This is a genomic window from Anaerolineae bacterium (assembly GCA_025062375.1).
Classification (GTDB): Bacteria; Chloroflexota; Anaerolineae; order SpSt-600; family SpSt-600; genus SpSt-600.
Genome location: JANXAG010000003.1, coordinates 31,874 through 56,737, shown reverse-complemented (window position 1 = coordinate 56,737; position 24,864 = coordinate 31,874). Strand labels below are relative to the sequence as shown.

Sequence of the window (24,864 nt, the reverse complement as noted above, 5' to 3'; positions counted from 1 at the left end):
AAAATCGGGCAAGGAGTGAGGAAAAGTGTTTAACCCTGTGAATGCTTTCCTTGGTCTTTTCTCCTTTGATATGGCTATTGACCTCGGAACAGCCACAACTCTGGTAGCCGTTAAGGGCAAAGGGATTTTAATCAATGAACCTTCCATTGTGGCCCTGGAAAAGGAAAGCGGTAAAATCTTGGCCATAGGTGCAGAAGCCAAGGAAATGCTCGGCAGAACTCCGGTCACCATAGAGGCGGTGAGGCCCATAAGAGATGGGGTTATTTCCGATTTTGACGTCACTGAGGCAATGATCCATTACTTTATCCGCAAAGTCCACGAAAAGCTCCTTTTTCGGATCCCAAGGCCCAGGGTTATAGTGGGTATACCCAGTGGAGTGACCGAGGTGGAGAAGAAAGCGGTTTACGATGCAGTCGTAAGTGCGGGGGCCAGAGAAGTTTACCTTGTAGAAGAACCCGTAGCTGCTGCCATTGGAGCTGACCTGCCGATAAACGATTCCGTGGGCAGTATGGTCATTGACGTTGGAGGGGGGACCACTGAAATCGCCGTTTTATCCCTGGGAGGAATCGTTCAAAGTGCTTCCATAAGGGTGGCTGGTGACGAGATGGACGAGGATATAATTCGCTACGCTAAGCAGAAATACAATCTCCTGATAGGGGAGAGGATGGCGGAGCAGGCCAAGATAGCCATAGGCTCGGCTTACCCCTTGCCTAAGGAGGAAACCTTTGTCCTAAGAGGACGCAACCTCATCACTGGCCTCCCCGATGAGGTGGAAGTTTCCAGTGTGGAAATAAGGGAGGCAATTTCTGGTTCCCTTTCCGCTATAATCGATGCGGCCAAAGATGTCCTGGATGATACACCTCCTGAACTCGTGGCCGATCTTATGGAAAGGGGTATTGCTCTGGTGGGAGGAGGAGCTCTCCTCAAAGGCCTTGACCGGAGGCTGAGCGAAGAACTCAAGATTAAAGTTTACGTGGCCGAAGATCCGATAACCTGTGTGGTAAGGGGGGCCGCTAAAATCTTGGAGTATTTAGATGTCTACTACAAGGTTCTTTCTGGACTCAGGAGGGGCTAAAAAGCCCAACTGGCGCTTTCTCCTGCTTCTTTTATTCTTGGGCTTCCTCCTTTCAGCCTTCTACAGGGCTAAACTTCTAAATCCGGTGCAGGATCTTATCCTTAGGATTACCACTCCCGCCCAGTATGGAATTTCCATCGCTTCTTCCTTCTTGCGTCAGACTGTGGTTTCCATTGAAGAGCTAAGGCACCTGAGGGAAGAAAACGAGAAGCTCAAGAAGGAATTAGAGCGCCTCATTATTGAAAACGTCCAGCTCCGGGAACTTGAAGCCGAAAACAGAAATTTAAGAGAGCTCCTTCGTTTCACTCAGGAAAATCCAGCCTTTGATTACACAGCCGCCAGGGTTACGGCCAGAGTTATAGGATTTGACCCTTCGGGGTTTACCCGTTATGTGCTCATTAATGCTGGGCAGCGGGAAGGGGTGCTGCCAGGGATGGCGGTGGTAACGGAAAGGGGGCTCGTGGGAAGAGTGGTTGATGTCTATCACACTGCCTCAAAAGTTTTGCTCATAACGGACCCCACAAGCTCCATAGCTGCTTACCTTCAGGGAAGTCAAGCCACCGGAATGGTGGAAGGGACACCGGAAGGAATGCTTATTATGCGCTATATTCCTTTAGAAGCGAAAGTCTCGGTAGGGGAAATAGCTTTAACTGCGGGATTGGGAGGAACTCTTCCCAAGGGTTTAGTGATAGGCCAGGTGATTGAAATTGAGAGAAAGGATTATGCCCCTTTTCAGGAAGTTCGCATAAAGCCTTCGGTGAATTTTGACCGGTTAGAGCTGGTGCTGGTGCTTAAGGGTGGCAAAGCTTCAATCCCTGAGGAGGAAGGCCATTAATTTTTACCTGGATTTAGCCCTCATGTTAACGATGGTTTTATTGCAGGAGGCCTTGATTTCCGGTTTCAGGCTTGGCCCTGCGAGGGTAGATCTGGTCTTCATCCTGGTCTTTTTCTGGTCTATCACCAGAGGCGGGAACGCAGGGCTGGCCTGGGCCTTTGGAACAGGTTTACTTCTGGATCTCATTTCCGGCGGGCCGGTGGGACCTTTCACCATTTCGCTGCCAGTTATAGCTTTTATGGTGGCCCTTATATCTGAACATGTATCCTACGCCAATCCTTTTTCCTCTTTTGCGGTGGCTGCTTTGCTCTTCATTTTTTATGACCTCTTTCAGCTGGCAGTCCTGCGCTTTCTTGGGATTAACCTTCTCAGAATTGAAAACTTTTCCCTTATAACACTGCCATCGGCTCTCCTGAATGCGTTTGTAGCGGTTCCAATGTGTCTAATCCTGGCCAGGATTTACCAGGGAGGTAAGAAGTGAACGGAAGCAGGAGCCGATTGTTGGTTTTCCAGATAGGGGCTATTTTAGTTCTTATCACTTTTGTCTTCCGTCTCTGGCACCTTCAGATTTTGAAAGGCGATTACTACAAAGTTCTCTCGGAGAAAAATCGCCTCCGACTGGTTCAGACTGAAGCTCTTCGCGGAATAATCTACGATAGATGGGGAAGACCATTGGTCAGGAATACTCCGAGCTACACTGTGTCCATTACCCCTGCTTACCTTCCCGAAGAGGAAGGGGAGCGCCGCCAGGTTTTAAGGAGGCTTTCTGAACTCCTTTTCTCCTCTGGGAAAAGCGCCGCACTTGCCTCTCCCGTCAGGGCTTCTCCGGACCTTGAAGCTCTGGTGAAGGAAGGGATGAAGAACCCTTATAAGCCTATTGTGGTCAAGAAAAATGTGGATAGAGAAACAGCTTTCTTTCTCCAGCAGGAGCACTTGAGCTTTCCTGGGGTTCAGGTGGAAGTGGAACCTATCAGGGAGTATATAAGCAGCACTCTCTTTTCGCACATAATCGGATACACTGGCCTTATACCGAAGGAATGGGAGGCCAGTTACAGGGAGAAGGGATACGACTTAAGCCGCGATAAGGTTGGTCTTACGGGTATTGAGTTTGTTTACGAAGATTACCTCAAGGGAGAAAAGGGACAGAAACTCGTGGAAGTGGACGCTTCAGGCCGAGAAATCCGCACCATAGGCTATGAAAGAGCGCCAATTCCTGGATACAGCCTTTACCTTACGATTGACTGGGACTTGCAGGCTATGGTCAAGGAAGCTCTGGAAGAAGGTATGAAGAAAGCCCAGTCACCGGTGGGGGTAGCTATAGTGATGGATCCCAGAAACGGCCAGATTCTGGCTATGGTGAGCCTTCCTTCCTACGATAACAACCTGTTCGCCAGGGGTATAAGCTACGAAGATTATTCCAAACTTGAAAAAGACCCAAACCATCCCTTAGTGAACCATGCCATAATAGGCCAGTATCCCACGGGTTCAACTTTCAAAATAGTCCCAGCGACCGCTGCTTTGGAGGAGGGGGTTATAACCGAAAAGAGCTATCTGAACTGCGAAGGTATCCTCTGGGTCCCCAACCAGTATTTTCCCGATGACCCCACCCTGGCCCAGCCCTTTTACTGCTGGATTCACAGGTACGGAAAAGGGCATGGTCCTATAAACGTGATAGATGCTCTTGTCCACTCCTGCGATATCTTTTTCTACAAGGTTGCCGGAGGATTTAAGGATTTTCGAGGGCTTGGTCTTGATAGACTCGTTTACTGGGCGAGGCTCTTTGGCTTCGGAGAAAAGACAGGGATTGACCTGCCAGGTGAAAGCAAAGGTCTTGTTCCTACGGCCGATTGGAAACGCCTGAATTATGGAGAAGTATGGGTTCTGGGCGATACTTACAATATGGCAATAGGCCAAGGGTTCTTCCTGGCCACTCCGCTACAAATTCTGAACGCCACCGCTGCCATCGCTAACGGTGGCACCCTCTACAGACCCAAGCTCTTATACAAAATGGTGGACCACGAGGGGAATGTGGTGGAAGAATTCAAGCCAGAAATAATCCGCACTCTCCCCGCTTCGGAAAAGACCATCGCACTGGTGAGGAGAGGGTTGAGGGAAACTGTCATCAGAGGAACTGCCTGGCGGACCAACTGGCCTGATATCCCCGTAGCCGGGAAAACAGGAACTGCTGAATTCTATGGGCCAAGAGGGCCCAAAGGCGATTTACCGACCCACGCCTGGTTTACAGGTTTTGCTCCTTATGAAAATCCCAAAATAGCATTGGTGGTGTTCCTCCAGGGTGGAGGGGGAGGCTCTGAAAATGCTGTCCCCATAGCAGCTAAGATCATCCGCTATTATTTTGATTATCTGGACTGGGAAAGGCAGCCATGAAAGCTGTGGTTATAAAGGGGACCCGTGAAGGGATTGTCATAGTTCTCAGAGGCGGAAATAGTGAAAAGGTGCTTCTGGAACTGGAAGCAACCTTGAGCTCCGCGGGTTCCTTGCTGGAAGGAAACAAGGTCGTCTTAGAGATAAAAGTCCCGGATATGGGGGTGGATGAATTAAGCAAGGCTATGGAAATTTTGAGAAACCATGGCCTTTTTCCAGAAAAGATTGTAAGCGATGAGGAGAGGGTGCGAAAGGCAGCCTACGCCCTTGGGCTGGAGGTGGAAAAAGGCCGCGAGGAAAAAACTGAGCTTGCCCTGGTAAAGCGCGGCCCCGTTCGTTCCGGCCAGAAGGTTATATACGAGGGTTCTATTGTGGTTATCGGGGACGTAAACCCTGGAGCGGAGATAGTAGCGGGAGGGGATATAATCGTTTTAGGACATCTTAAAGGGGTAGCTTCTGCTGGAACTCCAAACGATCCATCCCGCAGGATTTATGCTCTGCGCCTGGAACCCTCTATTATAAAGATTGGGCCATATTTTGCTCGTGCCCCAGAAGAGACCAGGGAAAGCCCTCCTAAACCAGAGGTGGCATTTGTTCAGGGCGATAGAATAGTAGTGGAAGAGCTGGATTAGGGGGTTAATCCTTGAACGTAAAGGGTATAAGTGACCGGAAGGTTGCTGGCAGGAAAGAAGGTAAAGTAGAAGGTTGTTTCTTCGCCTGGCTGAAGGATTTCTTTTTCAGGCACGATTTTGTTAAGGGCCACGACTCTTTCGGAGATGTCATAAGCCACTATTATTACGTTTATGTCTTTCACAGTTTTTTCCCCGGCATTGAAAATAACCCCTCTTACGGAGAAGAAATTGCCCGGGCCTTTTTCCCACGAGTGCTCTTTTAAAACCAGGGAATGAACCAGGGCCGACGGGTGATGAGCAGGGTATGCGCTCATCACGGTAACATCATAATGGGAAAAAGTTTCGGGGGGCTGGGTGAAGACAACGGCAAAGGGCCCTTTTTCCCCAGGATGAATTAAATCTCTGGCGACAAAGGTTTGGCTTTCAGCTAAGAGGGAGCTATCGGGTCCATAGAGCCTGACTCTTACTGCTACGCTTTCCACAGTTACTTCACCAGGGTTGAGGACTTCGCCAAAGCACCAGAGGTTTCCCCCGGGCTCCCGGTAAAAGTTAATTCCAGTTATTTTGAGAGGGATCGGAGTGGGAGTGGGCGTTGGAGTGCCTGGCAGAGCTTCCTCCCCCTGGGGTATGATCAAGGTTTGGCCTGCCTGCAGGGCTTTGGGGTCGGTGATGGCGTTGGCTTCTTGAATAATACGGATGCTGACCCCGAATTTTGCGGCGATACCTGAGAGGGTGTCGCCAGGTTGGACTACGTATATTATGGGGGTGGGGGTGAAGGTAGGAGTGAAGGTTGGCGGAGGAGTAAAGGGGGAAGGGGTGAAAGCAAACGAGGGTGAAGGGGTAAAGTCGCTCGTGGGAGCTCTTGGGGGGGTGGGGGTTGGAAGAGTTATTATTTGCCCGCAGGCAAGGCTCAGGCTCAACAGGCTAAAAGTTGCAAGAAATAAGGGAATGCACTTTCTCATGCTTTTTACTCCCTGATAAGGAGGGCTTATGGGCAATAAAGTTGAGTATCACCCTACTATAAAGGAACTTCCAGCTTCGGAAAGGCCCCGGGAAAGGCTGAAGCTTTACGGGGCTTCTTCCCTTTCTACTGCTGAGCTTCTGGCTATAATTTTGAGGACTGGAGTGGAAGGCGAGAGCGTTCTGGCACTGGCTACTCGCCTTCTGGCCCGATATGGAGGTCTCACAGGTTTGGCTGAAGCCGATTTTTCCGACCTTTGCGCTGAGAAAGGGGTAGGGGAGGCTAAAGCTGCACAGCTTAAAGCTGCCTTTGAGCTTGGCAAAAGGCTTTTGGTGGCTTCGCCTCAGGAAAGACCTGTAATTCGTTCTCCTTACGATGCAGCTAACCTCCTTCTTCTGGAGATGGGCTTTCTCCCCAAGGAGCATCTGAGGACGATCCTTCTTGACACTAAGAACAGGGTCATAAGCATACCCACCATATGTGTGGGCGCTCTCAATATGGCTTCGGCGAGGATTGGGGAGATTTTCAGAGAAGCTATAAAGGCTGATGCTTCGGCTATAATTCTTGTGCACAATCATCCTTCGGGAGACCCTTCTCCCTCTCCTGAAGATATTGCCCTCACCCGTCAGGTGGTTCAGGCTGGTAAGCTTTTAGATATTGAAGTCCTGGACCATATTATCATAGGCAAGCAGAGGTTCATAAGTTTGAAGGAAAAGAATTTAGGGTTTGAAGCCTTTTAAGGTTTTTGGGGGACACCCCCAAACCCCCGGGATGGGGGGGGCCGCCCCCACCAACCCCCCGGTTTTTCCCGCCCTCGTGGGCATAGGGTTTGCCACGGTTAGGGTCCCACTCGTGGGCGGGATGCGAGAGATGGTTGATCGCTCCCTTTTTAAGGTTTCTGGGGGCACATCCCCCAAGTCCCCTGCCATGGGGCAAGCCCCCTGGACCCCCCAAATTTTTCCCACCCTCGTGGGCATAGGGTTTGCCAGGGTTTAGGGTCCCACTCGTGGGCGGGATGCAGGGGGTGGCTGATGGCTCCCTTTTTGAGGTTTTGGGGGACACTCTCAAAGTCCCGGGGATGAAGGCGAAGCCCCCATCCATCCCCCGATTTTTTTCCGCCCTCGTGGGTGGGATACAAAGGGTGGTTGATCGCTCCCATATCTCTCAAGTGCGGGCGAGGAGTCCTGGCTTCGGCTTGCGGTCGGAGATTTGCCAATTTCACCGGAACGGATATAATATGGGAGGTTTTTCACAAACCTGATAAGGAGGAGCCAGACCTTGTTGAACCAATATCTCTTCATAGGACTTCTAATGCTTATGGCTCTGGCTGTTCCCCTAATAGGCATAGGCTTCGCCTGGCTTGTCCGCCCCAAAAGGCCTAACCCCATAAAGCAATCTATATACGAATGCGGCCTTGAAACCGTCGGAGAAACCTGGGTCCAGTTCAGGGTCCAGTATTACCTCTATGCCCTCATCTTCGCTATCTTTGACGTGGAAATAGCTTTCCTTTTGCCCTGGGCTGTGGCTTACAATAAACTGGGCCTCGTAGCCCTTCTGGATGTCTTCATTTTCCTGGGTATCCTCTTGGTAGCACTGGCCTATGCCTGGCGCAAAGGGGCACTAATGTGGAGGTGAAATCATGGCTGAAGAGATTCTCGTCCCCCCCGAACTCCGACGCAATATCCTTATTACCACTGTGGATAAACTCTATAACTGGGCCAGACGCTCTTCTCTGTGGCCCCTTACTTTCGGTTTAGCCTGCTGCGCTATAGAGATGATAGCGGCTTCCGCTTCGCGCTACGATATAGCTCGCTTCGGAGCTGAGGTTTTCCGGGCAAGCCCCCGTCAGGCTGACCTCATGATTGTGGCCGGAACTGTTACCCATAAAATGGCCCCCCAGGTCCTGAGGCTCTACCACCAGATGCCCGAACCAAAATACGTGATAGCGATGGGAAGCTGCGCTATTTCAGGAGGAATCTTTAACTCCTACGCTGTCCTCCAAGGAGTGGATGAGATAATCCCTGTCGATGTCTATGTGCCGGGTTGCCCCCCAAGGCCCGAAGCCCTGCTGGACGCCCTTATCAAACTCCAGAAGAAAATTGACCGCCAGTCCATCCTTACGGTCCCCTGGTACAGGAGGGAAAAAGCATGACGGAAGAAATCTTCCAGCTCCTCGAAGAAAAGTTCCCCGAAGCAATAGTAGAAATCCCGGCAGAAACCAAAGACCCCACTGTAATTGTCCGGAAAGAACACATCCGGGAAGTGGCCCTTTTCCTGCGCGATGAGATTGGTTTCAATTACCTTTCCTTCATGGCTGGCGTGGACCTTCCAGAGCGCTTTGAGGTGGTCTATTACCTTTACTCCATGGGACGAGAGCCTATTCGCAATAACCTTGGCCCCTTAGCCATCAAGGTTTTCGTTGAAGATAAAACTAATCCTTCCCTGCCAACAGTAAGCGATATATGGCCATCGGCTTTCCAGCAGGAGCAGGAAATTTACGATATGTTCGGAATAGTTTTCGAAGGCCACCCGGATTTGAGGAGGATATTCATGTGGGAAGGGTTCCCGGGCTGGCCCCTGCGCAAAGATTTTGAAAACCGAATTTTCACCTTTAAAGAACTGGAACCCACAAGGCCAGAACCACCCTACTGGTAACGGAGGAAAAGAACCATGGCCGTGGCCCTCAAAACCCAGGAAATCGTCCTTAACATGGGACCCCAGCACCCCAGCACTCACGGGGTGTTCCGTATGGTCCTAACCCTGGAAGGAGAAACTATAACGGATTTGAGACCTGTTTATGGCTACCTCCACCGGGGAATTGAAAAATTGAGCGAAGGTCGTTCTTACCTCCAGGCCGTCCCCATAACCGACCGCCTGGATTACATGTGCGCTATGACTAACGAATTTGCGTATGCTGTGGCAGTAGAGAAGCTGGCTGGAATCAAACCCCCCGAAAGGGCCGAATACATAAGAGTCATAATGGCCGAGTTCACTCGTATCCTGAACCACATGATGGCCATAGGCTTTCTCTTCAACGATCTCGGCGCCTATTTTACCCCCGTGCTTTACGCCTTCAGAGCCAGGGAACATATCCTGGACCTCTTTGAATGGGCTTCAGGCTCGCGGATGATGCCCAACTACATTCGCCCCGGAGGAGTGGCGGGCGATCTACCCGAAGGCTTCATACCTCAGGCTAAAAAACTGGTGGACCACCTGTGGAAGTTCGCCGATGAGCTGGACACTTTCCTGTCCGGAAATGAAATCTTCCTGCAGCGGGCAAGAGGGGTCGGGGTGCTTCCCCCAGAAGTCGCTATAGCTTACGGGGTCACTGGCCCTGTCCTGAGAGCTTCGGGCGTTAAATATGATGTTCGCCGGGCTGAACCCTATTCCATATACGATCGCTTTGACTTTGAAATTCCCACCCTGCCCAACGGCGATGTCTATGACCGATACATGCTGAGGCTTTTGGAGTGGAAGCAGAGTCTCCGCATCCTGGAACAGGCCCTCGACCAGATTCCAGATGGGCCCGTTTCGGAGAAAGTCCCCAGAAGGCTTCGCCCACCCAAAGGGGAAGTTTACGGTCGGATAGAAGCCCCTAAAGGCGAGCTCGGCTTTTACCTGGTGAGCGATGGTTCCGATAAGCCTTACCGTTTCAAAATCCGCCCCACTTCCTTTGTAAACCTGGGAGTCCTGAGAGAAATAACAGTAGGCCACAAGGTGGCCGATGTGGTCATTATCCTGGGAAGCATTGACATAACCATGGGAGAGGTGGACCGATGATAGATCTTGAAAACATCTTGCCTTACTTGGGAGAACTAATAGCCCGCTGGCTTAAAGGCTTCCTTCCGGCATGGCTTGTTGATCTGGTGATGATGGTGATAGTGGGGCTCCTCATAATTCTCCTGATGGTAATAGTGGTCATGGCTCTCACCCTCATGGAACGCAAGATCCTGGGCCGGCTTCAGGACAGGCTTGGCCCCAATAGGGTTGGCCCCTACGGCCTCATCCAGCCCATAGCTGATGTCTTAAAACTCCTAGTGAAAGAAGACATAATCCCGGAAAAAGCTGATAAACTCCTCCATTTCCTGGCCCCAGTGATAATAGTGGTCCCGGCCTTTATGGTGTGGGCTGTGATACCCTTCGGCAAGAAGCTTGTGGCCGCCGATCTCAACATTGCCGTCCTTTACGTCATAGCTCTTGGTTCCGTAGCTTCCATCGCCATCCTCATGGCCGGGTGGGGTTCGGGCAATAAATACGCCCTGCTGGGGGGATTCAGAGCAGTAGCCCAGCTTTTCAGCTATGAAGTTCCAATGGCTTTTGCCGTCTTGAGCGTGGTTATGGCTGCAGGCTCCATGTCCCTCCAAAAAATCGTGGAAGCTCAAAGCCCTCTGCCTTTTGTCTTCCTTCAACCAGTAGCGTTCCTCATCTACTTTATATGCGGCGTTGCAGAAACCAACCGGAGCCCCTTTGACCTTCCGGAAGCCGAATCGGAGATTATCGCTGGCTATCACATTGAGTATTCAGGTGTAAAATGGGCGATGTTCTTCCTGGCCGAATACATAAACACTTTTGCCATTTCTGCCATGGTGGTTACCCTTTTCCTTGGCGGATGGAGGGGACCTTTGCTCCCGTCTTACCTCTGGTTCTTCATCAAAGTGGCTATAGTGGTCTACGTATTCTTCTGGCTCCGGGCCACCTTCCCTCGCCTGAGGATAGACCAGCTCCTTAACTTCTCCTGGAAATTCCTGGTCCCCCTGGCCATGGCGAACCTTCTGGTGACGGGGCTCGTAGCGAAGCTGGAAATAAGTTACGGAGTGAGGGTAATCGCTTACTGGGTCGGAAATATCCTGGTGGGAGGATTGGGCCTTTACCTTCTCGGCCGCCTTACCCCCAAGAAAGCTTTAGCCTGAAGTGAGGGATGGGAAATGTTCGGATCGGGACTTCTCAAGGGGCTTTTTACGACCCTTAAGCACGGAATTATGACCTATTTCAAAGGATACAAGCACCCCTTCTTCAAGCGCTATTTTACCGAAGGACCTGTCCCCAGGCTGGAACCGGAAGGGGTTGGGCTTTTCACCCTCCAGTACCCCGAAGAAAGGTATTCCATGTTCCCCCGTTTCAGAGGAGCCCTTGTGCACTTGAGGGATCCTGAAACCGGACAACCCAAGTGTACAGCGTGCGGAGCATGCGTCCTGGCCTGTCCTCACGGGGTGATTGAGGTTGTAGCGGAGGGGAAAGGCAAGGAGAGGAAGCTTGTGGATTATCTCTACGACCTGGGAAGATGTATCTTCTGCCGGCTTTGTGTGGAAGCCTGTCCCTTCGGAGCCATTGAAATGAGCCACGAGTATGAACTGGCTACTTACGAGAACAGGATGGTGCTCCGCCTTGAGGATTTGCTCAAAATCGGTGACCGAAGCGGGATAACCGAACAGGGATGGGCCTGGAAATAACTTCGGGGGTAAAGCTATGGGAATGCAGATCGCTTTTTTCCTCTTTAGCCTGATCGCCATAGTCGGAGCTTTACTGGTGGTTACCACCAGGAGGCTTTTCCACAGCGCTCTGGCCCTCGTCCTCTCCTTCGTAGGGGTAGCTGGCCTCTACATCCTTCTGGAAGCTGAATTTCTGGCGGCCATTCAGATTCTCATCTACGTAGGAGCCATCGCTCTCCTCATCCTGTTTGCGATAATGTTAACAAGGCATCTCATGGATCCAAAGGCAAGGGCCTTTAACGACCAGTGGTGGATTGCGGCGCTGGCCGCTGGCTTTCTTTTCCTGATCCTTCTGGCCATGATAGTGCGCGTCCCCTGGCCGGTCAGAGCGGTGGCTGTGCCTCAGAACTTGATAGAGAACCTCGGAGCCTCCTTTGTTGGGGAATACCTTGTCCCCTTTGAGGTGGTTTCAATACTGCTAATGGCGGCCCTTATCGGAGCCATAATTATTGCCCGGGAGAGGTGAGCGATGATTCCTCTTAGCTGGTATCTTTTAGTGGCAGCAGCTCTTTTCTGTATCGGCCTTTACGGGGTGCTGGCCCGCCGTAACGCTATAGGAATCCTGATGGGCGTGGAACTCATGCTTAATGCCGTCAACCTCAACCTTGTAGCTTTCTGGCGCTACATTAATCCCTCCGACCTTTCAGGCCTTGTGTTTGCCATTTTCGTTATAGCGGTGGCCGCTGCCGAAGCGGCGGTAGGCTTAGCCATAATTATTTCCATTTACCGCAACCGCGATACCGTGAACGTGGAAGAAGTGGACCTTATGCGGGGGTAAGATGCGCACCAGGCTTAAGGAATTTCTGAAGCCAGAGGAAAAGAGCATTTTCGCCTATATCCACGGTTCCTTCAACGACCTGGACCGGGCCAAGATCCTGAATGCCTTCGGTTATGAGATGGACCTTTGCTTCCCCTTTGCCAGGGTGGCGTATCGGGCTCCAACCAATAATATGGAGTGCACGGGCGAAACCCTGGCCAGGGGCCTGGTGAGGATGGTGCGCTTTCGCCCCTTTCTTAATTTTGTCCGGGAAAACACAGGTGATTTTGAAGCCTTTGGGGAATCCATAAGCACCTTCTTAAGGAGGCAGTGAATGGAGGGGATCTTCTTCCTTAAGCTGGTTTGGCTGATACCTCTTCTGCCCCTGGCTTCTTTCTGGATAATAGTGCTTTTCACCAACCCCAGCAAGAAGCTCAGTCATTCCGTAGCTATAGGAAGCATCGCTCTGGCATGGATACTTTCCTGGGGTGCCCTCTACGAAGGGATAAAGCACCACGTAGGCACGGGTGAAAAAGCTTTTCATATGAGCTGGAATTGGTTCCCTACTGGCCCCACCTGGTTCAAGATGGGCGTAATGGTGGACCCCCTCACTCTGGCTATGCTCTTCATGGTGCCTTTCGTTTGCCTTCTTATCTTCATTTACTCAGTGGGCTACATGCACGGTGATCCCCGTTACTCTCGCTATTTCGCCTATATCTCTCTTTTCGCTTGCGGAATGTTAGGGATGGTTCTCGCGGATAACCTCCTTATGCTCATGATTTTCTGGGAGGTTATGGGCCTTTGTTCGTATTTACTCATTGGCTTCTGGTTTGAGAAGCCTTCAGCTATGCGGGCAGGTCTCAAAGCCTTTATCACCACCCGCATCGGCGATGTTATGATGCTTCTGGGAATTATCTACTTTTACTCCCGCACTGGCTCTTTGACTTTCTCCGAAATTTTCAAGCCCAAAGTCCTGGAAGAGCTCGCCCACTCTACAGTGACCCTGCCGCTTGTGGGTGAACTCCCTGTCGCCACAGTTATAGCGATACTGCTTTTCGGTGGAGCGGTGGGCAAAAGCGCTCAGTTCCCCCTCCACGTCTGGCTCCCCGATGCCATGGAAGGTCCTACCCCTGTGAGCGCTTTAATCCACGCTGCTACCATGGTAGCTGCGGGGGTTTACCTCGTCGCCCGTTCTTTCCCCCTCTTTTCCGTGGTGGAGCACGGGCCTCAGCTGGGACTCGTAGCCTTTATCGGAGCCTTCACGGCCTTCTTCGCCTCTACCATAGCCATCGCTCAGAACGATATAAAAAGAGTGCTGGCCTATTCCACCATAAGCCAGCTTGGTTATATGATCGCTGCCCTTGGAGTTGGAGCTTATGTAGCTGCCGTATTCCACCTGGTAACGCACGCTTTCTTCAAAGCTTTGCTGTTCTTGGGCTCCGGCTCTGTGATCATCGGCACCCATCACGAAATGGACATGATGAAGATGGGAGGGCTCCGCAGACGGATGCCCATAACCTTCTGGACCTTCCTTGCAGGAACTCTGGCTCTGGCGGGAATCCCTCCCTGGGCAGGGTTCTGGAGCAAAGATGAAATCATCGGACATGCTTTTTATCACGCTTCCAAAGAAGGGTTCTTATCCTGGCCCGGGTTTGTGTGGATTTTGGGGACTCTGGCGGCTTTCCTAACGGCTTTTTACATGGGCCGCCAGGTTTTCCTCACCTTTGCTGGTGAGCCCCGCAGCCACCACGCTGAAGAGGCTCACGAAACCCCATGGGTCATGACTGTGCCCCTTATAATCCTTGCAATCTTCTCCACTTTCCTGGGATTCATTGGAGTTCCTCACGATTTCCCGATCCTCGGCCCTGCTCTCAACAACCCATTCCATCACCTGGTAGGAAAAGAATTCCCGGCTGCCCCTCTCAACCTGGGGGTTATGGGCCTTTCGGTGCTCATGGGCCTTTCAGGCCTCGCTCTTTCCTGGGTGGTCTACGGGCGTGAGCCCCTCAAGGCTGGCCAGCCCGATCCCCTTTCCATCTCCCTGGGCCCCATCTACACTGTCCTCAAGAACAAGTATTACATTGACGAACTCTATCAGGCCACTGTTGTGCGCTTCGCTCTCTGGCTTTCGGAAATCTCCTTTAAGTTCGATGACCGCTGGATCATTGACCCCATTGTGGATGGGGTTGGAAAACTAGGCCGGAAGCTTTCCGAAATAGGTGGGCTCTTTGACGTTAAGGTTGTAGATGGGATTGTCAACGGCTTGGGGATAATTACCTCAGCCTTCGGTGGTGTTCTGCGCCTTACCCAGACTGGCAAAGCTCAAAACTACCTTCTGGTAGCAGTCCTTACCGTGCTGATGCTCATTGGACTATACATGGTCAGATGAAGCCGAAATCTTGTAAAGAGGAGGCTTGAGAAATGGAGTTCCCGATTCTCTCAGCTATAACTTTTATCCCAGCCCTTGGAGCGTTGATCATCCTTTTCTTCCCCAAGGAGAGGGTCAACCTCATAAGGTGGTTCGCCATCGCAGTGAGCCTCATACCTCTGGCCCTTTCAACCTATCTCTGGATTGCTTATAACCAGAGCGAGGGCGGAATCCAGTTCGTGGAGCGCTACCGCTGGATACCCGCTATCAATGTCTGGTATCACGTGGGCGTTGATGGGATAAGCGTCCCAATGCTCTTTCTCACCTCTCTCCTTTCAACCCTGGGCTACTTTTACTCTGCCTACACCATCCATGAACGAGTCAAGGAGTATTACTTCCTCTTCCTCCTGCTTCAGACCGGCATGAATGGCGTTTTTGTGGCTCTGGACTTTGTCCTCTTTTACGTCTTCTGGGAGATAGGCCTCGTGCCAATGTATCTCCTTATCGGAGTTTGGGGTGGTAAGTACCGTGAGTATGCAGCCATAAAGTTTTTCCTCTACACTCTGGCCGGCAGCGTTTTTATGCTCCTGGCCATTCTGGGAATTTACTTCACCACCGGGAGCTTTGATATCCTCAAGGCAGCGGAAGTTCACCCCTTCGCTGACAATTTCACTCTGGCCAGCCTGGCATTCTGGGCTTTCTTTGTCGCCTTTGCCATAAAGGTCCCGAGCTTCCCCTTCCACACCTGGTTGCCCGATGCTCACACTGAAGCTCCCACCGCCGGCAGCGTTATCCTGGCCGGAATACTGCTGAAGCTGGGTTGTTACGGCCTCCTCCGGATAGTCCTCCCCATTTTCCCCGAACCTTTCAGGTTCTATGCTCCCATCGTGGCTATCCTCGGGCTTATAAGCATAGTCTACGGGGCTTTCGTGTGCATGGCTCAGTGGGATCTCAAACGCCTCATCGCCTATTCATCGGTAGCTCACATGGGCTACGTGGTTCTGGGGATTGCAGCGGCGGCTGCCAGCCTCAACTTCAACCACCCTTCATTCAAGGAGAGCGCAGCCATTGCCTTGAACGGTGCCACAATGCAAATGTTCAACCATGGTATCATCACTGGGGGGCTCTTCTTCCTGGTGGGCATGATTTACGAGCGAGCTCACACCAGAGACCTTCAGGTTTTCGGAGGTCTCGGAGCCAAGCTCCCCTATTACTATGCGGTGGTTATGATTACTGGTCTGGCTTCCCTCGGTCTTCCCGGTTTGGCCGGGTTCTGGGGAGAATTCCTGGTCTTCAGGGGCGCTTTCCATATTATCCCGTACATTGCCGCTTTTGGAGTTATCGGCGTAGTAGCCACGGCTGGATACATCCTCTGGAAAGTAGTGCAGTTTATGTTCCTGGGACCTTTCAACGAGGAAAAGTGGGGCTACCTAACCGATATGGAAGCCTTTGAGAAAGTAACCATGTGGCCGCTTTTGCTCTTCATGGTGGGATTCGGGCTGTATCCCGCACCTCTGCTCAACATAATTAACACGGCTACAACAGCTCTCATGGGCAAACTGTAAAAGGAGGTCAGCCTTGAGCGTCATGGACATTCTTTCAGCCTTTGCTCCGGAATTGGCCCTTTTCCTGGGAGGGCTGACCCTTCTGGCCCTGGATATGGCCTGGAGAAGGGCAGAAGAAAGGAAAGAAGCGGTAATTTTGAGCCTGGCTGTGGCTTTCACAGCTCTTTCCTTCCTCTTGCTCCTCCTTTTCGGGAAAGTTTCCGCCTCCCCTCTATTTGGTATGCTGGCTTCCGACAGGTTTGCTCTCTTCTTCAAAGGGCTTGTTCTGGTAGGCACGGGGCTTGTCCTCCTTTCTTCTTACCGCTATCTGGAGGGCCACACCCCTTACCGGGGAGAATTCTACGCCTTCTTTCTCCTGGTAACTTTGGCCATATTGCTGGTGGTAGGCTCCGTAAACCTGCTCATGCTTTACCTGGCCTTTGAGTTCCTCAGCCTCACCTCCTATATCCTGGTGGGGTACCTGCGGGAGGAAGGCAAGTCCAGCGAAGCGGCTATAAAGTACTTCCTCTACGGAATTACAGCCTCGGCTCTGATGCTTTACGGCATGTCGCTTCTCTACGGGGTCACGGGAACGCTGTATCTGACTGAAATAGGGCCGGCCTTAAAGAAAAGCGAGGTAGGAGGATGGCTGGCCTTTCCCGCCATGATCCTTCTTCTGGCAGGATTTGGCTTCAAAATCGCCCTCGTCCCATTCCATCAGTGGTCCCCTGACACATACGAGGGAGCCCCCACTCCAGTGACAGCTTTCCTTTCGGTGGGGCCCAAGGCTGCTGGCCTGGCAGTGCTCATGAGGGTTTTCATCACCGCCCTCGCCGATTTCCAGCCGGATTGGACTGCCCTCCTGGCGGGAATTTCTATGGTGACCATGACCCTGGGGAACCTGATAGCCCTTCGTCAGGAAAACATAAAGAGAATGATGGCTTATTCCAGCATCGCTCACGCCGGCTACATCCTCATGGGTATCGTATGCATGGTGAGCGGAGTGGCCAGCAATTTCACCGGGCTGAACGGGGTGCTCATTTACCTCATGGCCTATCTTTTCACTAACCTCGGTGCTTTCGCCGTAGTGATAGCGGTGGAAAGAGCTATTGGTTCCAACCGCATCGCCGATTATGCCGGCCTTATAAAGCGCGACCCTCTTCTGGCAGGCGCCATGATCATCTTTCTGCTATCTCTCATCGGCATACCGGGGACCGGAGGGTTCGTGGGGAAGTTTTTCGTCTTTGGTGCTGCTATTCAGATGCAGTTTTACATCCTGGCTCTTGTGGGGATAATAAACAGCGTGATTTCAGCTTTCTATTATCTAAATGTGGTCAAGCAAATGTTCTTCAGGCCCGGGGACGAAAGTCCAATTTCGGTGAGCAGTTCCCTCAGATGGGCTGTGGTGGTAAGCCTGGTAATGGTTTTCATCATAGGCCTTTACCCACACCCCTTCATCTCCGTAGGAACCGAAGCCGTTCATATCCTGGGCTCTGCCCTTTTCTAAAACCGGGGGACAGGAAGACCCCCGGCTTTTTGTTTTAGCCAGAAGAAGGTCAGCCATTAAAGGGAAAATTCCGGGAGCACTGCAGGGCGGCGGGAATCATCGGGCCTTGGCATCACTATAATGCCAGTGCCGTAAACTTCTCGGAGCCTCTCCCACTTTATAACTTCCTCCGGAGCCCCCTGGGCCAGAACTTCTCCCCCCGCCATAAGGACAATTCTATCGGAAAAAGAAGAGGCCAGGTTGAGGTCATGAAGCACGGCTAAAACCGCCAGGCCCTCTTCACGGGCAAGTTTTCGGATAAACTTTAGGATTGATACCTGATGGTGTATATCCAGATGAGCTGTTGGTTCATCGAGAAGCAGGATCTTCGGTTCCTGCGCCAGCGCCCTGGCTAATATCACCCTCTGGCGTTCCCCACCCGACAGTTCCCCCACTAGGTTGTCCTTCAAATGCTCTACTTTTACCCAGCGCATGGCTCTCTCAATGGCTTTAATATCCCTGTCTCTGGCGATTCCCGGGAAATTAAGGTAAGGCGTTCGGCCCAGATAGATGCTTTCCCAAACGGAAAAAGTAGGCGGTATGTAAGCTCCCTGGGGGACAAGGGCTATTACTCGGGCGAGGCTCTTTCTTTTCCACCTTCGCAGGGGACAACCCAGAACCTCAATCTCCCCCTTTTGTGGTGACAGAATGCCAGCTATGAGCTTGATCAGGGTGGATTTTCCAGCCCCGTTAGGGCCTATGAGGCTTACCACCTCTCCTCCAGCAACGCTTAAGCTAACCCCTCTGAGCACCGGTCTACCATCGTAACTGAAATGAACTCCTCTGACCACCAGCGGTAACATGTCCTCCCTCCCTTAAAATGGAAAAACCTCCTTCTTATAGCGGCGCAATAGATAAATGAAAAAAGGAGCTCCTAAGAAAGCTGTCACCACTCCAATGGGCAGTTCTCTGGGGGCAAAGAGCAGACGGATAAAACCATCAGCCAAGATGAGGCAAAGGCCTCCCAAAATTCCGCTCATGGGTAAAAGAAAGCGGTAATCGGAACCCCACAGAATTCTCACCGTGTGAGGGATTATTATCCCAAGGAAGCCGATAACCCCGCTAACGGAGACGGCAGCAGCTGTGGCCAGGGAAGCGGCAGCTATAATGATAAACTTGACCCTTTCCACTTCCACCCCTAAAGCCATGGCCTGGTCTTCATCCAGTTGGAGGACATTCAGGGTGTAAGAATAATAGGCGATGACGCTTAAGGCTATAGCTATATAGGTGGCTGCGGTTTTAACCCGGGTCCAGTCAGCCAGAGCCAGGCTTCCCATCAGCCAGCCTAAAAGGTTAATGGTGTGGAAGGCCTCGCGAGTAGTAAACATGAGGAAGGTAGTGGCTGATGAGAGCAGAGCTCCTATAGCCACACCTGCCAGGATAAGGGTTGTTACAGGGGCCTTGCCTCCCACTCTGGCTAATGAATAGATGGTGGCGGTGGCCAGCAAAGCTCCCCCGAAGGCCGCTATGGATACGGCATTCAATCCTCCCCAGGAGAAACGCCAGACAAAATAAATGGCCACCGCTGCCCCAAAGGATGCCCCTGAAGAAACCCCGAGGAGGTAAGGGTCAGCCAGGGGATTGCGGAAAATAGCCTGGTAGACAGCTCCGGCTATGGCCAGAGTCATTCCCACAATCCCCCCAAGCACGATCCGGGGAATGCGAATTTGAAATATTATGGTCTCCCAGGTCGCTGGCTCCACACTGGCGCCCATCAGTATTCTCACCACCGCCGAGACGGGGATGCCAGCAGCACCCCAGGTTGTAGCCAGCAACCCGACGATTATTAGGAAGAAAGCGGCGACAGCCAAGGAGAGCCATCGCCGCTTCCTTAAGCTCAGCCTAACGGAAAGCATCTGGATGTAACGTCCTGGCTATGAGCTCCAGGGCGTCTATAACCCTGGGACCCGGCCTTGAAACGATGTCTGTCTGTTCCTGGGTTAGCTCAACGATGCGTCCCTCCTTCACAGCCGTTATCTTGTTCCAGCCCGGACGCTTGGCCACGGTTTCGGCCGTTTCCCCGTAAGGATGATCGGCCAAGATTATGACCTCCGGGTCTGCGGAGATTATGGCCTCGCTGGTAAGCTGCAGGTAAGGCTGGCCTGTGGCGATATTTTCACCTCCAGCCCTCACGATGAGGTCGTGGACGAAGGAGCCCGGCCCTACCGTCCAAAGGTCGCTGGATAGCTCCCAGAAGACCTTGGGCCTCTTCCTTCCTTCCACTGCTTTAGTCACAGCGTCCATTCTCTTCCGCATTTCGGCCACAAGGGCTTCTGCTTCTTTTTCCCTGCCGGTCATTTTTCCCACGAGCAAAATGCTATCAAGAACCTGAGGCAGGTCGTGGGCATCTATCACCGCTGCTGTAAGGCCGAGCTTTTCCAGCTCGGGAAGGACTTGGGCGATATGGATGCTGGAGACCAGCACCAGATCGGGGTTCAGGGCCAGAAGCTTCTCAATGCTAACGTCGGCAAAGCCTCCAACCTTTGGTTTGGCCTGAGCTTCGGGCGGATAATTGCAGAATTCAGTTACCCCCACTACTTTATCCTCAAGCCCAAGAGCGTACAGAATCTCGGTTATAGAAGGGGCCAGGGAGACGATGGCTTTAGGCTCGGCTTTGATGGTAACTTGACGGCCGGCCGGATCCGTTACAGTCATGGGGTAAGGCGAGGGGGTCGGGGTGGGTGTCGGAGGCACAGGGGTGAAGGTTGGAGTTGGAGGCGGAGGAGTGGGAGTGGGTGTGGGTGCCGGTTGGCATCCCGCCATAAGGAAAGCGATGATGGTCAGGATTATGGTTGCTACGGATATTAATCGCCTCATAGAGCACCTCCTTGCTCAGGTTTGATCAAACAAAAAGCCCCCCTGCTGGCTGGGGGGCAGAAACTAAAAACCCCTTGCCTGCGCTACAGACAAGGGGGAACTCATCATTCCATTCCCCTGTGCTCGCAGGTTCCTGGAACCGGGCCCCGAAAACGCTCTTCATGGAAAAGTTAACGGAGCCCTTGCGACGAGGCAGGTATCCTGGCTCTCCTGTCCGCAGGGTGCGGCTTAAAAAGCCCCGGCCTTTTGCGTACCCCCGGACAGGATTACAGTTGCGGCACAGCGCCGGCCTCTCTAACCTGACGGGGCTTCAGGTTAGATCACCGGACTTCCCCTTTTAAGGCCTGCCTTTCGGTCAGGCTCACCTCGCCGCCTATTCAACTGGTAAGGTGCAAAGGCATTATAGCACGCCAGGCAAGTTTAGGCAAATTGAGGGGCCTGGGACAGAAGAAAAACCATGGTAGTTCCACATCAAAAGTGCCCGGACTTCCAAGTTGGGCGCTTGTGGCCACAACCACAAAGGAAAAACTTTGAGGCGTTATCTCAGGGCAATTCCATCAACCCGAGAACCACGTGGTCCAGAGCCACATCTCCCTTAATCACTGGGACCCTTTTACCGGAATCAGGGTCATACATCCCAGCTATCAATCTGTAGAGGCCGGGGGGGAGGTCAGGAGGCAGAGCCAGTTTCAGTTTATCCAGCAGCCGTTCGCCTTTGATCCAGGCTGTGGTGGGCAATGTGCCCCCTTGAGGAAAGCTATCGGCCTGGGCCAGAACCCGGCCATCAGGCGCTACGAGGTGGAGGAAAATTTTGTAAGGCTCGGACGCAGAACCTAGGGCTTCCCAGTAAAGGGTTAGTAACAAATGGCCAGCATCCTTTTCCCAATCAAACCCACGCAGGACAGCAAAATCCCCCACCTGAGCGTTCACCAGATGGGAAGGCTGCTTTTCGTAATGAAACTCAGGCTTGCGCCCTTCTATTTCAACGTGCCCCAAAAGCACGTATTTCCTCTTACCCGCCACGATATATTCCCGGGTATCGGCCTTGAGAAGCCCCAGGATGAGGGGGTAACGGCCTGAGGGGATTTCGCCAGGAACGTAAAATTTTATCTCTTCCAGGACAAATTCCCCCTTTTCCCAGCGGCTTGTGGGATAGAGATTATCAGCGGGCATCGCCTCTCTTATGACCACAGGGTTACCATCCTTATCCAGGAGCTGGGCGAAAACGATCAAATCCGGCAAGGAAGAGCTGAGGGATCGCCAGAGAACTTTGAACTGCAGGGCTTCTCCGACCTTGAGCTTTTCAGGAATCTCTCCTGTTCCTCTAAGCTCTACCATACCACTGAAGTTTACCCTTAATCTGCGTGGAAGCTCAGGGGGGGCTACAGGCTCCGCAGGCCTGAGGACTTCCACTTCTCCCAGCCTGGCTCTCACCCCCTGCACTACCCGGCTCTCATCCCTTACCGGCAAGGGAACCATGGTGCCGGGAGAATATACAAGCAGGTCCAGGAAATAAAGGCCTGGAGGAGTGCCTGCGGGAACAATCACCTTCATCGGGTGGTAGATAGTCCTGCCCGGTGGCCAGTTAGAGGGAAGATAAGAAGAGCCCAGAGGTTGCTCGTCAGACTGAGCTAAGAGTTTCCCGGTTTTGGTGTAAACCCTCAAGCTGACTTTGTAATCGTTCTGGAGGGGCGCTAAGGGACGCCAGTACAGGGCTACCTCCACAGAGCTGCCTGATTCCACTTCAGTGTTCAGAATGGAAAAACCTTCCAGCTCCAGAAAGTCCCCAAAGATGACCCCTGCTCTGGAGGAATAGGGTGGGAGGTAATGGGTAAGATATCCCTGCACTCTTATGAAGCTTTCCCCGGCGAAAAGGGCATCCTCAAATTTTACTCCGTTATCCTCAAGCCAGCGCCGTATAAACCCTTCCGGATCCACCACAGTATCGTAACACCGGTAAACCCACACCCGTGGGTGATGGGCAAAAACTTCCCTCAAGGCTCGGGCCGTTTCTTCGGCTGTAGTGGGGTAGAAATCTGCTTCGGGGTTTCCCCAGCCCAAAGATTCGGCTCCTCCTATGGAGCCCGTCATCAGAAAAACGGGGCTTTCACCTCCCGATGGCTTATAGTTTACGAGCCTCCCGATCCAACCTGCTGGGCCTTCGTAGTAATACATCAGAGCTGGATAGACGTATCCCGCATTTATCAGGACTGCATCGCCCGCTCTGAGCCGCGCTTCCAGAAATTTAGCGGCACTGCGGTGGTCATCAGGAGCAAATTTGGGGTCAAAATGCATCCGCAAAATTGACCAGCTAGATACCATAGCAATGAACACTAAAATCAGAAAAGAGGTTTTCCTGCTGCGAAATCCCAGCACACCATGCGCCAGCACGATGTAAAACGGGGGCGAGAAGGGGAAAAGATAACGAGGGTGATAAAGGGGGGTAATGTAGGAAAGGCCCTGAATTAAGGCCAGTGGGCCAAAGGAATACAGAGCCAGGATTATGGAACGTTCCCATGGCGAAAGGCCGTAGTGGTTCTGAACCCTTTGAGGTCTCAGTCCAATCAAGTAGAAGGCGAGAGTTATCAGCAAGAAAGGCCACACCTTTTCGGGCTCTGCCGAATGGCCGAAAGAGAAAGTAGACCAGGAAAGGGTTAAAACCTCCGGCCAGGGGGTGAAGCTCCGCCATGGCGGCACAGGAGGATTCGTGGCCTGGCGGAAGGCGATCCCAATCCACGGAGAGTAAAAGACCAGAGCAAGAACCTGGGCTCCGAGCCAGGGCAGCATGTACCTCTTACCCCAGCGTCTGAAACCAGCCCACAAAGCGAAAGGGGCCAGAATCACCAGGAGAAAGGCGAAGTAATAAAGGGTGTAAAGCCCTGCTGCGGCCACCAGACTGTAAGCCACCCAATTGCCCGGGCGACGGGGATGAGTCAGGGAACGGAGGAGAAAATCAGCCGCCAGAAGCCCCAGGCAGGCTCCCAAAGTATACATCCTGACTTCTTGGGAATACCAGAGCTGGTAGGGAGAAATGGCCGCCAGAAAGCAGGCTATATAAGCTACTTCTTCTCCTAAAAGGCGACGGGATAGTCCGAAGATAAGAGCCAGGAGGAGAACTCCGAACCAGAGGGAAAGGAAAGCAGCGCAGAATTCTGAGTCTCCGGCGAGCCTGATCCAGAAATGCAGAAGGTAGTAATATAGGGGAGGGTGGATATCTCTTGCCGTGTGAGCGGTCAGAGCGGGCAGGCTTTTGTGAGCCAGAAGCAAACTTACGGTCTCATCATACCAGAGGCTTTGAGCTCCGAGTCTGTAAAGCCGCAGGAGGAACCCACCGCAGATCATTAGGAGGATTATAAGCCTGGCTTTCATGGGTTCAGGTGCTCACTTTTCTGGTAGTAAGGAAAGCAATTCCAAAACCCACCGCTATCACAACGGCGCCCGCCATAGCCGGCCAGAACCCCGGGTCTTTGACCACCCGCAGGACAATGTAATGCTCAGGGGAAAACTGTAAGCGCACCCTTTCGCCTTTAATCTCCGTTTCCTCCTGGATAATCATTCGCTGGGCCAGCTTCCCTTTCTCGTAAAAATCTACAAAAGTGCCCCGGGTTTGAACCGATATTTCCAGCCTGGCGTCGGCGTCCGGGATGATTATTTCCTGCATTTCTCCCAAGCGTGCAAACGGAATTATGAGCTCGCCTTCCGCTTCCTCTTTCCAAGTCAAGCGCAGGGCTTCCCCCGCAGGCCCTGTTGCCCTGATCTTCCAGGCGGGCCCATAGGAAAGGGGAAGGATCCAGAACCCTTCGGCCAGAGCCGGCCATCCAGGGGAGAGCTTGAGGATTTTTCCTTCAATCTTCCCCTCGCAGCCGAAAGCCAGAGGCGCGCCCTCTGGCGAGCGTTCAACCCACACCCTGCTGATGGTGAAAGAGGTTCGGTTCAGGTCAAACCTTCCCCCCGGGGGTAGGGGAGGGCTATCTATTGTGTATCGGAGAAACCCCGAAAGGGTTAACCCTATGGCCAGAAGGAGAAGCCCGGAATGGGCCAAGATAGAGCTCAAGCGGGGCACATGGAACCCTCTGGGAAGCTGGGTCCAAGAACAAAAGAGTACCCCAATTAAGATCAGAATTAAAAGCACCCAGAAAACAGGGGAGTAAAAGATAGTGAACAGCCCGGTAGCTTTAAGGATCGGAAAGAAAATGCCGTATCGTTCGCGGGCTGCGTTCCACCACCATTGAGCTTCAGATGGATTCTTTATGGAATCACGAGGAAATTGGGGGAAAAATCCAGCCAGGAGAGAGAAGATAGTCAGAAGCAAAAGGAGGATTGATGCGGTGTTCAGCGAAATAAAAAAAAGCCGAATTTTCCCCCACAACGGGCACCTCCCGGGCCAGCTTATATCACAAAACAGGAGGGATGTCAAACTTTCAAAGAGCTCCTTCTGCCCGGCGATTTGCGGAA

At 52.4% G+C, this 24,864-nt stretch carries 24 protein-coding genes and 1 riboswitch; of the genes, 18 read left to right on the top strand and 6 right to left on the bottom strand.

Features of this window, described 5'->3' with window-relative positions; genetic code table 11:
- The first annotated feature begins 70 nt into the window (after positions 1-70).
- Genes NZ653_01665 through minC form a run of 5 tightly spaced genes read left to right on the top strand, consistent with a single transcriptional unit; the run spans position 71 to position 4,927 of the window.
- Positions 71-1,075, top strand: a complete 1,005-nt coding sequence (locus tag NZ653_01665; protein ID MCS7285837.1) for a rod shape-determining protein — start codon at positions 71-73, stop codon at positions 1,073-1,075.
- Positions 1,035-1,910 (top strand): rod shape-determining protein MreC, encoded by an 876-nt coding sequence (mreC, locus tag NZ653_01660; protein MCS7285836.1) that lies wholly within the window; start codon positions 1,035-1,037, stop codon positions 1,908-1,910. The genes NZ653_01665 and mreC overlap by 41 nt, the downstream gene beginning before the upstream one ends.
- On the top strand, positions 1,873-2,391 hold the full coding sequence (gene mreD / locus NZ653_01655) for a rod shape-determining protein MreD (protein MCS7285835.1): 519 nt from the start codon (positions 1,873-1,875) through the stop codon (positions 2,389-2,391). Before mreC ends, mreD begins: the two co-directional genes overlap by 38 nt.
- Entirely contained in the window at positions 2,388-4,298 is a 1,911-nt protein-coding gene (gene mrdA, locus NZ653_01650) for a penicillin-binding protein 2 (protein ID MCS7285834.1), read from the top strand. The genes mreD and mrdA overlap by 4 nt, the downstream gene beginning before the upstream one ends.
- Entirely contained in the window at positions 4,295-4,927 is a 633-nt protein-coding gene (minC, locus tag NZ653_01645; GenBank protein ID MCS7285833.1) for a septum site-determining protein MinC, read from the top strand. The genes mrdA and minC overlap by 4 nt, the downstream gene beginning before the upstream one ends.
- On the opposite strand, the gene NZ653_01640 is transcribed toward minC, so the two are convergent.
- A complete protein-coding gene (locus NZ653_01640; protein MCS7285832.1) occupies positions 4,924-5,889 on the bottom strand; it encodes a LysM peptidoglycan-binding domain-containing protein in 966 nt (321 codons plus the stop codon). The genes minC and NZ653_01640 overlap by 4 nt on opposite strands.
- A gap of 28 nt (positions 5,890-5,917) precedes the next feature.
- On the opposite strand from NZ653_01640, the gene radC reads away from it, so the two are divergent.
- The 13 genes from radC (at position 5,918) to NZ653_01575 (ending at position 17,553) form a co-directional block, all read left to right on the top strand.
- Complete coding sequence (gene radC, locus NZ653_01635; GenBank protein MCS7285831.1) at positions 5,918-6,628, top strand: DNA repair protein RadC; 711 nt, start codon at positions 5,918-5,920, stop codon at positions 6,626-6,628.
- Positions 6,629-7,166: 538 nt separating this feature from the next.
- Positions 7,167-7,523: an NADH-quinone oxidoreductase subunit A gene (locus NZ653_01630; GenBank protein MCS7285830.1), complete on the top strand. Its 357-nt coding sequence runs from the start codon at positions 7,167-7,169 to the stop codon at positions 7,521-7,523.
- Positions 7,524-7,527: 4 nt separating this feature from the next.
- Positions 7,528-8,040, top strand: a complete 513-nt coding sequence (locus NZ653_01625; protein MCS7285829.1) for an NADH-quinone oxidoreductase subunit B — start codon at positions 7,528-7,530, stop codon at positions 8,038-8,040.
- On the top strand, positions 8,037-8,543 hold the full coding sequence (locus NZ653_01620) for an NADH-quinone oxidoreductase subunit C (GenBank protein MCS7285828.1): 507 nt from the start codon (positions 8,037-8,039) through the stop codon (positions 8,541-8,543). Before NZ653_01625 ends, NZ653_01620 begins: the two co-directional genes overlap by 4 nt.
- A gap of 15 nt (positions 8,544-8,558) precedes the next feature.
- A complete protein-coding gene (locus NZ653_01615) occupies positions 8,559-9,668 on the top strand; it encodes an NADH-quinone oxidoreductase subunit D (GenBank protein ID MCS7285827.1) in 1,110 nt (369 codons plus the stop codon).
- Positions 9,665-10,798, top strand: a complete 1,134-nt coding sequence (gene nuoH / locus NZ653_01610; GenBank protein ID MCS7285826.1) for an NADH-quinone oxidoreductase subunit NuoH — start codon at positions 9,665-9,667, stop codon at positions 10,796-10,798. Before NZ653_01615 ends, nuoH begins: the two co-directional genes overlap by 4 nt.
- Before the next feature lie 15 nt (positions 10,799-10,813).
- Positions 10,814-11,338 (top strand): NADH-quinone oxidoreductase subunit I, encoded by a 525-nt coding sequence (locus tag NZ653_01605; protein MCS7285825.1) that lies wholly within the window; start codon positions 10,814-10,816, stop codon positions 11,336-11,338.
- Between the two features lie 16 nt (positions 11,339-11,354).
- Entirely contained in the window at positions 11,355-11,843 is a 489-nt protein-coding gene (locus NZ653_01600; GenBank protein ID MCS7285824.1) for an NADH-quinone oxidoreductase subunit J, read from the top strand.
- Positions 11,844-11,849: 6 nt separating this feature from the next.
- On the top strand, positions 11,850-12,155 hold the full coding sequence (gene nuoK, locus NZ653_01595; GenBank protein MCS7285823.1) for an NADH-quinone oxidoreductase subunit NuoK: 306 nt from the start codon (positions 11,850-11,852) through the stop codon (positions 12,153-12,155).
- 1 nt (position 12,156) lies between these two features.
- Positions 12,157-12,468, top strand: a complete 312-nt coding sequence (locus NZ653_01590; GenBank protein MCS7285822.1) for a hypothetical protein — start codon at positions 12,157-12,159, stop codon at positions 12,466-12,468.
- Positions 12,469-14,523 carry an NADH-quinone oxidoreductase subunit L gene (gene nuoL, locus NZ653_01585; protein ID MCS7285821.1) on the top strand — a complete coding sequence of 685 codons (2,055 nt, stop codon included), beginning with the start codon at positions 12,469-12,471 and terminating at the stop codon, positions 14,521-14,523. It abuts the gene before it with no gap.
- 32 nt (positions 14,524-14,555) lie between these two features.
- The gene (locus NZ653_01580) at positions 14,556-16,067 is read left to right on the top strand and encodes an NADH-quinone oxidoreductase subunit M (GenBank protein ID MCS7285820.1); all 1,512 of its coding nucleotides are present in this window, start codon (positions 14,556-14,558) and stop codon (positions 16,065-16,067) included.
- A 22-nt stretch (positions 16,068-16,089) separates the two neighbouring features.
- Entirely contained in the window at positions 16,090-17,553 is a 1,464-nt protein-coding gene (locus NZ653_01575; GenBank protein MCS7285819.1) for an NADH-quinone oxidoreductase subunit N, read from the top strand.
- Positions 17,554-17,609: 56 nt separating this feature from the next.
- Here NZ653_01575 and NZ653_01570 read toward each other — a convergent pair whose 3' ends face one another.
- The 5 genes from NZ653_01570 to NZ653_01550 form a co-directional block, all read right to left on the bottom strand.
- Positions 17,610-18,395: an ABC transporter ATP-binding protein gene (locus NZ653_01570; GenBank protein MCS7285818.1), complete on the bottom strand. Its 786-nt coding sequence runs from the start codon at positions 18,393-18,395 to the stop codon at positions 17,610-17,612.
- Between the two features lie 12 nt (positions 18,396-18,407).
- Positions 18,408-19,448, bottom strand: a complete 1,041-nt coding sequence (locus NZ653_01565; GenBank protein ID MCS7285817.1) for an iron ABC transporter permease — start codon at positions 19,446-19,448, stop codon at positions 18,408-18,410.
- Positions 19,435-20,409, bottom strand: coding sequence for an ABC transporter substrate-binding protein (locus NZ653_01560; protein MCS7285816.1), 975 nt, complete (start codon positions 20,407-20,409; stop codon positions 19,435-19,437). The genes NZ653_01565 and NZ653_01560 overlap by 14 nt, the downstream gene beginning before the upstream one ends.
- Before the next feature lie 173 nt (positions 20,410-20,582).
- A riboswitch (cobalamin riboswitch) is annotated at positions 20,583-20,793 on the bottom strand.
- A 159-nt stretch (positions 20,794-20,952) separates the two neighbouring features.
- Positions 20,953-23,778, bottom strand: coding sequence for a glycosyltransferase family 39 protein (locus NZ653_01555; GenBank protein ID MCS7285815.1), 2,826 nt, complete (start codon positions 23,776-23,778; stop codon positions 20,953-20,955).
- Positions 23,779-23,782: 4 nt separating this feature from the next.
- The gene (locus tag NZ653_01550; protein MCS7285814.1) at positions 23,783-24,778 is read right to left on the bottom strand and encodes a hypothetical protein; all 996 of its coding nucleotides are present in this window, start codon (positions 24,776-24,778) and stop codon (positions 23,783-23,785) included.
- Between the last annotated feature and the right edge of the window lie 86 nt (positions 24,779-24,864).